This is a genomic window from Streptomyces sp. NPDC004561, assembly GCF_053602155.1.
Window position 1 is genome coordinate 1 of sequence record NZ_JBSGDB010000288.1, and the last position, 11,673, is coordinate 11,673.

10 protein-coding genes are annotated in these 11,673 nt (G+C 73.4%); 6 read left to right on the forward strand and 4 right to left on the reverse strand.

Annotated features, from left to right (window positions below; translation table 11 throughout):
* From ACWEN3_RS30200 to ACWEN3_RS30210, 3 genes are all read right to left on the reverse strand, one after another.
* Window positions 1–499, reverse strand: a 499-nt coding sequence (locus tag ACWEN3_RS30200; protein WP_452977013.1) for a coenzyme F420-0:L-glutamate ligase, incomplete at its 3' end; no start/stop codon positions are given.
* On the reverse strand, window positions 496–1,455 hold the full coding sequence (gene cofD / locus ACWEN3_RS30205) for a 2-phospho-L-lactate transferase (protein WP_452977016.1): 960 nt from the start codon (window positions 1,453–1,455) through the stop codon (window positions 496–498). The genes cofD and ACWEN3_RS30200, both read right to left, overlap by 4 nt.
* Before the next feature lie 112 nt (window positions 1,456–1,567).
* Window positions 1,568–2,074: a cysteine dioxygenase gene (locus tag ACWEN3_RS30210; RefSeq protein ID WP_452977018.1), complete on the reverse strand. Its 507-nt coding sequence runs from the start codon at window positions 2,072–2,074 to the stop codon at window positions 1,568–1,570.
* Window positions 2,075–2,748: 674 nt separating this feature from the next.
* On the opposite strand from ACWEN3_RS30210, the gene ACWEN3_RS30215 reads away from it, so the two are divergent.
* The 3 genes from ACWEN3_RS30215 to ACWEN3_RS30225 all read left to right on the forward strand — a co-directional run bounded on the left by ACWEN3_RS30215 (window position 2,749) and on the right by ACWEN3_RS30225 (window position 8,337).
* The gene (locus tag ACWEN3_RS30215; RefSeq protein ID WP_003975777.1) at window positions 2,749–3,012 is read left to right on the forward strand and encodes a WhiB family transcriptional regulator; all 264 of its coding nucleotides are present in this window, start codon (window positions 2,749–2,751) and stop codon (window positions 3,010–3,012) included.
* Between the two features lie 181 nt (window positions 3,013–3,193).
* Window positions 3,194–6,835 (forward strand): glycosyltransferase family 2 protein, encoded by a 3,642-nt coding sequence (locus ACWEN3_RS30220; protein WP_452977019.1) that lies wholly within the window; start codon window positions 3,194–3,196, stop codon window positions 6,833–6,835.
* Entirely contained in the window at window positions 6,832–8,337 is a 1,506-nt protein-coding gene (locus ACWEN3_RS30225) for a DUF5719 family protein (RefSeq protein WP_452977021.1), read from the forward strand. Before ACWEN3_RS30220 ends, ACWEN3_RS30225 begins: the two co-directional genes overlap by 4 nt.
* Window positions 8,338–8,462: 125 nt before the next feature.
* Here ACWEN3_RS30225 and ACWEN3_RS30230 read toward each other — a convergent pair whose 3' ends face one another.
* Entirely contained in the window at window positions 8,463–8,849 is a 387-nt protein-coding gene (locus ACWEN3_RS30230) for a metallopeptidase family protein (RefSeq protein WP_452977023.1), read from the reverse strand.
* 352 nt (window positions 8,850–9,201) lie between these two features.
* On the opposite strand from ACWEN3_RS30230, the gene ACWEN3_RS30235 reads away from it, so the two are divergent.
* From ACWEN3_RS30235 to ACWEN3_RS30245, 3 genes are all read left to right on the forward strand, one after another.
* Window positions 9,202–9,627 (forward strand): DUF3499 domain-containing protein, encoded by a 426-nt coding sequence (locus tag ACWEN3_RS30235; RefSeq protein WP_452977025.1) that lies wholly within the window; start codon window positions 9,202–9,204, stop codon window positions 9,625–9,627.
* A gap of 122 nt (window positions 9,628–9,749) precedes the next feature.
* Entirely contained in the window at window positions 9,750–11,114 is a 1,365-nt protein-coding gene (locus ACWEN3_RS30240) for a phosphomannomutase/phosphoglucomutase (RefSeq protein ID WP_452977027.1), read from the forward strand.
* Between the two features lie 137 nt (window positions 11,115–11,251).
* The gene (locus ACWEN3_RS30245) at window positions 11,252–11,422 is read left to right on the forward strand and encodes a Trm112 family protein (protein ID WP_007382472.1); all 171 of its coding nucleotides are present in this window, start codon (window positions 11,252–11,254) and stop codon (window positions 11,420–11,422) included.
* Window positions 11,423–11,673: the final 251 nt, after the last annotated feature.

Genomic DNA, 11,673 nt, shown 5'->3' on the forward strand with positions numbered 1-11,673 from the left:
ATAGGACAAGGAGTCCGGGGAAGGCTCCTTCCGTCCAAGTGTGGTGCACTATGGGCGGAATCTCAGCATTGCACGCTTTGGGGGGTCTGGTGACGACGACACCGACGTCGACCCCGAGGGCGTCGCGCAGGCCGTCGCGGATCGCGCCCGCGGACGCGTCCGGGTCCTCGGGCAGCAACAGCACGGTGCCCCGCGGGGTGTTGGAGGCGTCGACCCCGGCGGCGGCCATGACAAGGCCCTGCCGGTTCTCGACGATCCGGAGCGTGCCGCGGCGGGCCACCACCCGCACCGTCTCGGCGTCGATCGCGGCCTCCCGGTCGTCCGCCCGCACGATCCGGCCCTCGGCCTTGGAGACGATCTTGGAGGTGACGATCACCACGTCCCCGTCGGCCAGGGCGGGTTCGGCGGCGGCGATCAGTTTCGCGAGGTCGTCGCCCGCCTGCACCTCGGGAATGCCGGACGGGGCCCAGACCCGGTACTGCGGGCGCTCCTCGGTCACGCTCCCCGCACCTCCTCGGCGAGCGCCAGCGCCTCCCGGGCCATCTGCGCGGTCGCGTCCACGTCGGTCATCATCAGCGGTACGGCCCGGCAGCGGATGCCGTCGGCCTCGACCCGCTCGACCGCCCCCGCGTCCACGGTGTCGACCAGCCAGCCGTCCAGCAGGCCCGAGCCGTAGTGCTCGGCGACCGCGGCGGCCGTGGACTCGACGCCGACCGCGGCGAGCACCTTGTCGGCCATCCCGCGCACGGGCGCGTCCCCGACGATGGGGGAAAGGCCGACCACCGGCACGCCCGCGTCCGCGATCGCCTCCCGGATGCCGGGGACGGCGAGGATCGTGCCGATGGACACGACCGGGTTGGACGGCGGGAAGAGGATGACGTCGGCCCCGGCGATCGCCTCCAGGACACCCGGCGCCGGCTTCGCCTGCTCGGCGCCGACCGGCACGATCGCCTGGGCGGGGACGGAGGCGCGCAGCCTCACCCAGTACTCCTGGAAGTGGACGGCCCGCCGCTCGCCGTCGGTCTCCACCGCCACGTGCGTCTCGACGCGGTCGTCGGACATCGGGATCAGCCTCACGCCGGGCTTCCAGCGGTCGCACAGCGCCTCGGTCACCGCGCTGAGCGGATAGCCGGCGGCGAGCATCTGCGTCCGCACGATGTGGGTGGCGAAGTCCCGGTCGCCGAGCCCGAACCACTCCGGCCCGGCCCCGTAGGCCGCCAGTTCCTCCTTGAGGTGGAAGGTCTCGTCGGCCCGCCCCCAGCCCTGCTCCTCGTTGATGCCGCCGCCGAGCGTGTACATCACCGTGTCCAGGTCCGGGCAGACCTTCAGCCCGAAGAGATGGATGTCGTCGCCGGTGTTGCCGATCACCGTGACGTCGGCGTCCGGCGCGGCCCGCTTCAGACCGCGCAGGAACCGGGCACCGCCGATGCCGCCTGCCAGAACCACAATGCGCATGGGCCCCAGTCTTGCAGGCGGGTACGACAACGCGTCGGGCAGTCAGGGCGCCGGACCGGGGCGGATCGAAGCGGACGGAGGCAGTCCGGGGCAGTCCGGAGCAGTCGGGGCGTCAGGCGCGCACCGCGGGCGGCTCGGTGCGCGCCTCGCAGTGCGGGGAGGCGTGCATCGGCATCTCGGTGAGGCCCGGGTGGTACACGTGCAGGCTGACCGCCGGCTCCAGCGTGTCGTTGACGACCTCGTGCACGTAGCCCGGTGCGAACACCCGCTGCGCGCCGGGCTCCAGCGCGCGCGTGCCGCGCCGGGTGCGCTCGGTGAGGGTGCCCTCCAGGACGGTGAGGACACCGGAGGAGCGGCCGTGGTCGTGCGGCCCGCTGCCCTGCCCCGGCACCCAGGACAGCAGCCACACCTCGTAACCGGGGCCGGTGCGCAGCCGGTGGTACCAGCGAGTGGTGGCGTCGTAGCGGACGAGGTGCGCCCACTGGGGGCGGTCGGCGGCGATCGCGCGGGCGAGGCCCACGAACTCGGCGACGGTGGCCGGGTGCTCCCGCGGCGGCTGGAGCAGGTGCGGGACTTCGAGGATGTCGCCTGCGATCTGGAGGTCGTTGTCGCTGTTCATCGGGGTGCGGGTTCCTCGGCGGGAGAAAGAGGGGCCGGAGCTGGGTGGCGCGTCGGTCCGCCCGGGTCACGAGCGGGCGGGGTGCCCTGGGTGAGGGATCACGAAGGGGGAACGCGACCGAGCCGGGATGGACTCGGGAACAGCCGGAGCGGGCTCGGCTCAACAGCTGGAACAGCAACAACAGCTACAGCGCGCGCGGGCGGCACCGTGGGACCCGGCGGTGCGGGTCGAGGTGGGCGCCAAGTTCGCGAACATGCCCACTAGGACATCGGTTCACACGCGCAGTGTCAACTCGGGGCCCGGTATGTGGGACATGTTTCACCTCATCCGGTTCATCTCCCAGGTGAAAGGTTTGCTCACCGGGATGTCAGGACACATGGGGCACAACCGAGCGCGCAAGCCTCGCGGAACGCGATCGAACGCCAGGGCGTCCTTCTCCGTACAGAGATCCGTACGGGTCCGACGCCCCTCAAGGGGTCTCGTCTGTGTGTCAGGGTTTATGGCGATTTGAACACTTTCCGCTCGGGCTTGGTTCCGCAGAGTGAATAACGGGCTCAATAGCAGATCTCGGCTTGACTCGCCCGGAGCAGCACACTTGTAATTTCACTCGTGTCGTTCAGCCGAAATCGGTAACGGCTACGCACGGGGACGTGAAAGACAGACGAGGGGCGCACATGACCGAGCTGGTGCAGCAACTGCTGGTCGACGACGCGGACGAGGAACTCGGCTGGCAGGAGCGCGCGCTGTGCGCCCAGACCGACCCCGAGTCCTTCTTCCCCGAGAAGGGCGGCTCCACCAGGGAGGCGAAGAAGGTCTGCCTCGCCTGCGAGGTCCGCTCCGAGTGCCTCGAGTACGCCCTCGCCAACGACGAGCGCTTCGGCATCTGGGGCGGACTGTCCGAGCGGGAGCGCCGCCGCCTCAAGAAGGCCGCCGTCTGAACACACGTAACCACACAAACTGCACGAACGGCCCGTCGCGGGTGGGTTATCCACAGGCGGCGGGCCGTCGTCATGGTCAGCCGATAGTGTGGTCGCTCGTCCGAGACGCCCCGCTGTCCCCTCGGCGCACGAGAGGGCACAGGCGTCCACCGCAGTCCATCGAACCGGGGCCCGCACCTCGATGTCCGTGCACAGCCATACGGCAGCCCAAGACGGCGCCGCCACACCTGAGTTCCCGCGTCATGTGGTGACCGCGGTCCTCGTCTCCCACGACGGCGCCCGCTGGCTGCCCGACGCGCTCGCCGGGCTGCTCGGCCAGGAGCGCCCCGTCCAGCACGCGGTGGCCGCCGACACCGGCAGCGCGGACGACTCCGCCCAGCTGCTCACCGGCGCCCTCGGCGACGCCAACGTGCTCCACCTCGCCCGTCGCACCGGCTTCGGCCAGGCCGTCGAGGAGGCGAGCCGCACCGCGCCCGTCCTCACCCCGGACGACCTGCCGTACCTCAGGCGGCCCAGCGGCTGGGACCCCGTCACGCGCAGCTGGCGCGACGACGCCTACGACCTGCCCGAACTGCCACACGGCGAGCCCGTCCAGTGGCTCTGGCTGCTGCACGACGACTGCGCCCCCGAGCCCGACGCCCTCGCCCAGCTGCTCCGGGTCGTCGAGAACGAGATCGAACTGGGCCGCGACGACGTCGCGGTCGTCGGCCCCAAGCTGCGCGGCTGGTACGACCGCCGGCAACTGCTGGAGATCGGCGTCTCCATCGCCAACTCCGGCCGCCGCTGGACCGGCCTGGACCGCCGCGAACAGGACCAGGGCCAGCACGACCACGTCCGCACCGTTCTGTCCGTCTCCAGCGCCGGCATGCTCATCCGCCGCGACGTCTTCGAACAGCTCGGCGGCTTCGACCGCCGGCTGCCCCTGATGCGTGACGACGTCGACCTGTGCTGGCGCGCCCACAGGGCCGGCCACCGTGTGCTGATCGCCCCCGAGGCGGTCGTACGGCACGCCGAGGCCGCCTCCCGCGAGCGCCGCACCGTCGACTGCGCGGGCCGCACCACCGCCTCCCCGCACAAGGTCGACAAGGCCGGCGCCGTCTACACCCTGCTCGCCAACACCCGTGGCGGCGCCCTGCCGTGGGTGCTGCTCCGGCTCGTCTTCGGCACCTTCCTCAGGACCCTCGCCTACCTCGTCGGCAAGGTCCCCGGCCAGGCCGTCGACGAGATCCGCGGCCTGCTGAGCGTCCTGCTGCGGCCCGAGCGGATCATCGCCGCCCGGCACCGCCGCGGCCGCTCGCAGATCGACAAGGGCGAACTGCGCCAGCTCCTCCCACCGCCCGGCGCCACCGTCCGGGCCGCCGTGGAGCAGTTCGCGGGCAACTTCACCCGAGGCTCCGACACCGACACCTCCTCCGCCGGCCGGCACGGCGGCGCCGTGGAGTCCGGGCCCGGCGGCGACGACGCCGACTTCCTGGAGGTCGAGCAGTTCGCCCGGCTCAAGCGGATCGCCCGCAGGCCCGGACCGGTGCTCTTCCTCGTGCTCCTGGCCATCTCCCTGGTCGCCTGCCGCGCCCTGCTCGGCAGCGGCGCGCTCACGGGCGGCGCCCTGCTGCCCGCCCCGGCCGGCGCCGGCGACCTGTGGTCCCGCTACACGGAGGCATGGCAGCCCGTGGGCGCCGGCGGCACCCCGGCCGCGCCGCCCTACCTCGCCGTCCTGGCGACCCTCGCCTCGATCCTGTTCGGCTCCACCGGACTCGCGGTCACCGCCCTGCTGGTCGGCTCGGTGCCGCTCGCCGGGTTCACCGCCTACTTCGCCTCCCGGCCCCTGGTCAGCTCCCGGCTGCTGCGGGCCTGGGCGGCCATCGCCTACGCCTTCCTGCCCGCCGTCACCGGCGCGCTGGCCGGCGGCCGCATCGGCACCGCCGTCCTCGCCGTGCTGCTGCCGCTCATCGCGCGCGCGGGCGTCGCCGCGAGCGGCCTCACCAGCCGCACCGGCGCTCGGGGCAGCTGGCGCGCCACCTGGGCGTACGCGCTGCTGCTGACCGTCACCACCGCCTTCACGCCCATCGTCTGGCCCGTCGCGCTGGTCCTCGGCCTCGGCGTGCTCGTCCTGCGCCGCTCCGACCTCCTCGCGCACGGCCTGCGCTTCCTCGTCCAGCTCGGCACCCCGCTGCTGGTCCTCGCCCCCTGGTCGCTGACCCTGCTCCCGATGGGCTTCTTCAAGGAAGCGGGCCTGCCGTACGGCGCCTCGGCCGCCTCCGCGCTCGGCCTGCTCGGCGCCGGCCCGGGCGGCCCCGGCACCCTGAACGGCCTGCTGCTCATCGGCATCGTGCTCGCGGCCCTCGCCGCACTGCTGCGCTCCGAACGGCAGTTGGGCATCCGCACCGCCTGGGCCGTCGCCCTGGTGGGCCTCGTCTTCGCCGTCCTGTCCAACCGGTCCGCCTGGGCCGGCCCGGCCACCCTCGTCTACGGCATCGCCCTGCTGGCCGCCGCCGCCCTCGGCGCCGACGGCGCACGCGCGCGTGTGGCCGAGCAGAGCTTCGGCTGGCGCCAGCCCGTCGCCGCGCTGATCGCCTTCGCCGCGGCCGCCGGCCCGCTGGTCGTCGCCGCCGGCTGGATGCTCCGCGGCGCCGACGGTCCGGTGGAGCGCCGCGACCCGACCCAGGTGCCCGCGTTCGTCGCCGAGGACTCCAGCACCGGCGACCGGGCCCGCACCCTCGTGCTCGACAGCGACTCCGCCGCCCGCGTGCGCTACACGCTGGTCCGCGGCTCCGGCGCTCGCATGGGGGACGCCGAACTGACCGCCGCCGACGGCGAGAACGCACGGCTCGACAAGGTCGTCGCCAACCTCGTAGCCGGCTCCGGCGCCGACCAGGCGAACCAACTCGGCGGCTTCGCCGTGCGCTACGTCCTCGTCCACAAGGGCGCGCCCCGCGACTTCACCCGCGTCCTCGACGCCACCCCCGGCCTGACGCGGCTCAGCCAGCAGGACGGCAGCGCCCTGTGGCGTGTCGACCAGGAGGTGTCCCGCGCCGCCATCGAGCCCGCCGGCGGCTCCGGCACCGCCCAGCCGGTCGCCGCCGGACCGGTCGAGATCCACACCACGGTCCCCTCCGGCTCCGACGGCCGCGTCCTGCGCCTCGCGGACAGCGCCGCCCCCGGCTGGACGGCCACCCTCGACGGCAAGCCCCTCACCCGCACCACCGTCGACGGCTGGGCCCAGGGCTTCCAGCTCCCGGCGTCCGGCGGCCGGCTCGACGTCACCTACGCCGCCCCGGTAACCCACACCGCCTGGCTGTGGGCGCAGGGCGCGCTCGCCGTCGTCCTGGTCGTCCTCGCCCTGCCCGGCCGCCGCCGCGACGTCGACGACGACCTTCCCGAGGAGGAGCCCCTGCCCGCCCAGGCCACCGCGGGCGAGGGCCGCCGCGCCCGCCGGCTGCGCGCCCAGGCCGAGGAGGAGGCCGCCGCGGAACAGCCCGAGGCACCGCCGGCGCCGGAGGAGACCCCGGCCGCGGTACCGCACCAGCAGTCGTACGACGAGTGGGACGCGGGCTCCTACACGGACGCCCAGTACGCCGGTTACGGCACCGACGCCTACCAGGCGACCGGCTACGACCAGCAGGCGTACCAGGCCGATCCCTACCAGACGGCCTCGTACGACCCGTACGCCTACGGCGGCACCGCCGACCAGATGCCCTACGACCCGGCGGCGTACCAGCAGCAGCCCTACGACCCGGCGTACGACCCCGCCCAGCAGGGCTACGACCCCGCCCAGCACGCCCACGGCACCGGCAGCGAGCGCCCCGACGGGAGCCAGCAGTGAAGCGCACCACCCTGTCCCTGATCGCCTGCACGGCCGCGCTGGCCGCCGTCACGGGGTTCGCCACGCTCGACACCCCGTCCGCGTCCGGCGCCCCCGCCCCCAAGGCCGCCGCTCAACTGCCCGTGGAGCGCACCAGCCTGCTCTGCCCGGCGCCGAGCATCTCGGACATCGCGAACACGTCGTACACCTCGTTCACGCCCGCCACCGAGGGCGCCGCGAGCGGCGGCAAGGCCCAGCTCCAGCCGGCCACGCAGGACTCGGCGGGCGGCGCGAGCGGTTCCCCGCAGGGCAAGGGCACCAAGAAGAAGGCCGGCCAGCCGGTGCTCACCCCCAAGGAACCCGGTACGCCGGTCACCGGTGACACCTCCGGGGCGGACGCGCCCGCGCTCATCGGCACCGCCGACGGAAAGTTCGCGCCGGGCTGGACCGTGCAGGAGACCACCGAGGTGGCCGCCGGCACCGGACGCGGCCTCCAGGGCGTCAACTGCACGCCCGCGGACACCGAGTTCTGGTTCCCGGGCGCCAGCACGGCCACCGGCCGCACCGACTACGTGCACCTGACCAACCCCGACGACTCCGCCGCCGTCGTCGACATCGAGCTGTACGGCAAGGACGGCGCGATCAAGTCGCCGCTGGGGGAGAACCTCACGGTCAACCCGCACGCGAGCAAGCCGATCCTGCTGTCCACCCTCACCGACGTCCGGCAGAGCGACCTGACCGTGCACGTCAGCGTGCGCAGCGGGCGGGTCGGCGCGACCGTGCAGGCGTTGGACGACAAGGCGGGCGGCGACTGGCTTGCCGCGGCCGCCGACCCGGCGGGCAGCCTGGTGCTGCCCGGCATCCCCAAGGACGCCACCGACGTCAGCCTGATCGCCTTCACGCCCGGCGACGCCGACGCCGACCTCAAGATCCGCCTCGCCTCGCCCGGCGGTCTGATCACCCCGGCGGGGAACGAGACCCTGCACGTGAAGTCCGGCATGACGACCTCGACCGACCTCGGCGCGGTGACCCGGGGCGAGGCGGGTTCCCTGGTCCTCACCCCCACCGACCAGGCGGTCCCGGTCGTCGCCGCGCTGCGCGTGGTCCGGGGCAAGGGCGCGAACCAGGAGACGGCCTTCATCCCGGCCACCGCCCCCGTCGGCACGCGCGCGACGTCGGCCGACAACAGCGCCAAGGGCACGACCCTCGCCCTGACGGCCCCCACCGCCACGGCCCAGGTCAAGGTCACCGCCTCGGCGGGCAGCGACGGCGGTACGGCGGTGTCCAAGACCTACACGATCAAGTCCGGAACCACCCAGAACATCGACGCCCTGGTCCCCTCCGGGCTGAACGGCACCTACGCCCTCACGGTCGAGCCCCTCTCCGGCGGTCCCGTCTACGCCTCCCGCACCCTCGCGGCCACCGAAGCGGACGTCCCCGGATTCACCGTCCAGACCCTCCCCAACGACCGGGGCCTGGTAGCCGTGCCCGAGACGAACGAGGACCTGTCGATCCTCCAGTAGCGGCGGCGACAGGGGGCGGGGCGTACACCGCCGCGGGCAGCCACACCGCTCGCGCCGGCGCCCGTCCCCGTGGCCGGAGGCACCCCGCAGGGGTGAGGCTCCCCGCCGGCGCGTACAAGCGGGCCCTAGTCCTCCCCGTACCGCGGATCCACCGTCTCCGGAGTCAGTCCCAGCAACTCGGCCACCTGCTCCACGACCACCTCGTGCACCAGCGCCGCCCGCTCGTCCCGGCCCTTGGTCCGGATCTCCACCGGCCGCCGGTACACGACCACCCGCGCCCGCCGCCCGTCACGCGCGGGGACGATCCCCCCGAGCGGCACGGCCTCGTCGCTCCACCCCACGGGCTCACCCGGCCCGTCCAGCCGGGGCACCTCCAGCACGAGGAAATCGATGTCGGCCAGTTGCGGCCACCGCCGCTCGAGCCGTTCCACGGAGTCCTGCACCAGGTCCGCGAACACCTCCGCACGGCTGGCGGCCAGGGGCACCTGCGGCGGCGCGATCGGCCCCCGCATGCCCCGCCCGTGACGATCACGGCGACGGGGCCCGGGGCCGGCGGCACGGGGCGGTACACGGTTGTCCATCACCGGTGAAGCGTAGTCCCCGCACGCTCCGCCCGCCCGGCCCCACGCGCCGACCGGCCACCGGCCACCCCGTGTCGCAGGATGACCGTTCCGGCCAAGGTATGGCTCGTTTCCGTAACCCTCCAAGACCGCCGAACTCAAGGCAATTGACGTCGTTTGTGCCGAGACATGACCGGACACTGGCCCGCCCAAGACCCACCGAGACACCATCCACGCAGGTCAGCAGGGCTTGTTCGGAGGGGCGTGTGGGTCGTCTCACAGCACGACACGGTGGAGTGACCTGGTGGAGAGTCGTCGCGGCCCGCTCAAGAGTGCGGTACCGTCCAACATCGTGAGCCCTGTACGTCGCTGTTCGCGCACCGCCTGCGGTCGACCCGCCGTCGCGACGCTGACGTACGTCTACGCCGACTCGACCGCGGTCCTCGGCCCGCTCGCCACCTACGCCGAACCCCACTGCTACGACCTGTGCGCCGAGCACTCCGAGCGCCTCACCGCCCCGCGCGGCTGGGAGGTCGTCCGCCTCCTCGACAGCTCGGCTCCCGCCCGCCCCAGCGGAGACGATCTCGAAGCGCTGGCGAACGCCGTGCGCGAGGCGGCCCGCCCCCAGGAGCGCGTCGCAGAGGCGGGCGGCGGCGGAGGCCGTACGGCGGATCCCATGGAGGTCGCCCGCCGCGGCCATCTGCGGGTCCTGCGCTCCCCGGACAACTGAGCCACCCCCGCCGGCCGGCCCCACTCGGTTACGACTGCGCGTCCTCCTGGTGTCCGCACACCTCGCCCTTACCCCGGACGGGTAGTTTGTGGGCACCCATAGGACTTTCAGGAGGGTTGGCCGTGGCTGCTGATCTGTCGCAGATCGTGAAGGCGTACGACGTACGGGGAGTGGTTCCGGACCAGTGGGACGAGTCACTGGCCGTGCTCTTCGGCGCCGCCTTCGCTGAAGTGACGGGTGCGGCGGCGATCGTCGTCGGCCATGACATGCGGCCCTCGTCCCCCGGCCTCACCCGCGCCTTCGCGCGCGGCGCGGCGGAGCGCGGCGTGGACGTCACCGAGATCGGCCTGTGCTCCACGGACCAGCTGTACTACGCCTCGGGCGCGCTGAACCTGCCGGGCGCGATGTTCACCGCCTCCCACAACCCGGCCCAGTACAACGGCATCAAGCTGTGCCGCGCCGGCGCCGCCCCGGTCGGCCAGGACACCGGCCTCTCCCAGATCCGCGAACTGGTCGAGCGGTGGCTGGAGTCGGGCGCCCCCGAGCCGGTCGCCGAGCCGGGAACCCTCACCTCCCGCGAGACGTTGACGGATTACGCGGCGCACCTGCGCTCCCTGGTCGACCTCACCACCATCCGCCCCCTGAAGGTCGTGGTCGACGCCGGCAACGGCATGGGCGGCCACACGGTCCCCACGGTCTTCGCCGGTCTGCCCCTGACCCTCGTCCCGATGTACTTCGAGCTGGACGGCACCTTCCCGAACCACGAGGCCAACCCGCTCGACCCGGCCAACCTCGTGGACCTGCAGAAGCGGGTCCCGCTGGAGGGCGCCGACCTCGGCATCGCCTTCGACGGCGACGCCGACCGCTGCTTCGTCGTGGACGAGAACGGCGACCCGGTCTCCCCGTCCGCGATCACCGCCCTGGTCGCCGCCCGCGAACTGGCGCGCAACGGCGGGGAGGGCACGATCATCCACAACCTGATCACCTCCCGCACGGTCCCGGAGGTCGTCCGCGAGAACGGCGGCTCCCCCGTCCGCACTCGCGTCGGCCACTCCTTCATCAAGGCGGAGATGGCCCGCACCGGCGCGATCTTCGGCGGCGAGCACTCCGCCCACTACTACTTCAAGGACTTCTGGAACGCCGACACGGGCATGCTGGCCGCCCTGCACGTCCTCGCGGCCCTCGGCGGCCAGGAGGGCCCGCTGTCCGCCCTCGTCGCCCAGTACGACCGCTACACGGGCTCCGGCGAGATCAACTCCACCGTGGCCGACCAGGCCGCCCGCCTCGCCGCGATCCGCGCCGCGTACGAGGGCCGTGCCGACGTCACCCTGGACGAGCTCGACGGCCTCACCGTCGCCGCCGCCGACTGGTGGTTCAACGTCCGCCCCTCCAACACCGAGCCCCTCCTCCGCCTGAACGCCGAGGCGAAGGACGAGGCGACGATGACCAAGGTCAGGGACGAGGCACTGGCGATCATCAGGGCCTGACACCCAGGCCCCACGAGCCGGGACCCAGGGGGCGCGAGCCCCCTGGGCGGCGCCCGCGGCCCGGCCCGGCCCGTTCACCAGCGGTACGCTGACCAGGCACGACCACAGACACGCACCCGCCCTCGAAGGGACACCCCATGCCGCTCGAAGCCGGTCTCCTGGAGATCCTCGCCTGCCCGGCCTGCCACGCCCCCCTCAAGGAGCAGGACACCGAGCTGATCTGCACCGGCCAGGACTGCGGCCTCGCCTACCCCGTCCGCGACGGCATCCCGGTCCTGCTCGTGGACGAGGCCCGCCGCCCCGCGTGACGAGGCCCGTCACCTCGTAGCGACAAGGCGCTCACCCGCGCCCCCGTGAAGGACCCACCCCGCACAGCACCCCCGGCGATCGGAGGCTGCCGCCCATGCTGGACGAATCGCTGCTCGACACCCCGCAGGGCCTCGCCGAGGCCGACCGCCGAGGCCTGCTGCGCGGCGCAGCGGAGGCCGGCGCCCGCGTCCGTACCGCCGCCCGGCACGCCGTCGCTCACCCCTCGCTGTCCGTCACACCGGCAGCGTCC